Genomic DNA, 1,167 nt, shown 5'->3' with positions numbered 1-1,167 from the left:
CTCTACCGATATGTCGGTCCCAAAGGCGAGCTCAGAGACCATGGAAAGCATGTTCTCGGACTTACGTAGCAACTCGTTTCTTTTCGCAGGTTGAGCCACCTCCGCGCTTCATCAGAAAACTGAAGGAACCTCCATTGAATCGAACTAATATTTTTTTTGGTGAATCGCATTCTGACTGGTTGCCTGTCAGAGGCGGAGAATCTGGTGATTTTGTTTTTCGACGTGGTGACGGGCATGCCTTCGCGAAAATCGCACCTGCTTCCCGCCGCGGTGAGCTCGCTGGAGAGCGTGACCGCCTCATTTGGCTCAAAGGTCGAGGTGTGGCTTGCCCCGAGGTGATCAACTGGCAGGAGGAACAGGAGGGTGCATGCTTGGTGATAACGGCAATTCCGGGAGTACCGGCGGCTGATCTGTCTGGAGCGGATTTGCTCAAAGCGTGGCCGTCAATGGGGCAGCAACTTGGCGCTGTTCACAGCCTATCGGTTGATCAATGTCCGTTTGAGCGCAGGCTGTCGCGAATGTTCGGACGCGCCGTTGATGTGGTGTCCCGCAATGCCGTCAATCCCGACTTCTTACCGGACGAGGACAAGAGTACGCCGCAGCTCGATCTTTTGGCTCGTGTCGAACGAGAGCTACCGGTGCGGCTCGACCAAGAGCGCACCGATATGGTTGTTTGCCATGGTGATCCCTGCATGCCGAACTTCATGGTGGACCCTAAAACTCTTCAATGCACGGGTCTGATCGACCTTGGGCGGCTCGGAACAGCAGATCGCTATGCCGATTTGGCACTCATGATTGCTAACGCCGAAGAGAACTGGGCAGCGCCAGATGAAGCAGAGCGCGCCTTCGCTGTCCTATTCAATGTATTGGGGATCGAAGCCCCCGACCGCGAACGCCTTGCCTTCTATCTGCGATTGGACCCTCTGACTTGGGGTTGATGTTCATGCCGCCTGTTTTTCCTGCTCATTGGCACGTTTCGCAACCTGTTCTCATTGCGGACACCTTTTCCAGCCTCGTTTGGAAAGTTTCATTGCCAGACGGGACTCCTGCAATCGTCAAGGGATTGAAACCTATAGAAGACATTGCTGATGAACTGCGCGGGGCCGAATATCTGGTATGGCGCAATGGGAGGGGAGCAGTCCGGTTGCTCGGTCGTGAGAACAATCC

The 1,167-nt window shown here is 54.9% G+C and carries 2 protein-coding genes; both read left to right on the top strand.

Annotated features, from left to right (window positions below; translation table 11 throughout):
- Positions 1–134: 134 nt before the first annotated feature.
- Entirely contained in the window at positions 135–938 is an 804-nt protein-coding gene (gene aph(3'')-Ib, locus ACFC0D_RS38675) for an aminoglycoside O-phosphotransferase APH(3'')-Ib (protein ID WP_001082319.1), read from the top strand.
- Positions 938–1,167 (top strand): aminoglycoside phosphotransferase family protein (locus tag ACFC0D_RS38670; RefSeq protein WP_376446817.1); only part of this gene is annotated, 230 nt, incomplete at its 3' end. The genes aph(3'')-Ib and ACFC0D_RS38670, both read left to right, overlap by 1 nt.

This window comes from Streptomyces sp. NPDC056222 (genome assembly GCF_042264065.1).
Classification (GTDB): Bacteria; Actinomycetota; Actinomycetes; order Streptomycetales; family Streptomycetaceae; genus Streptomyces.
This window is presented reverse-complemented; position numbering and strand designations above follow the sequence as displayed.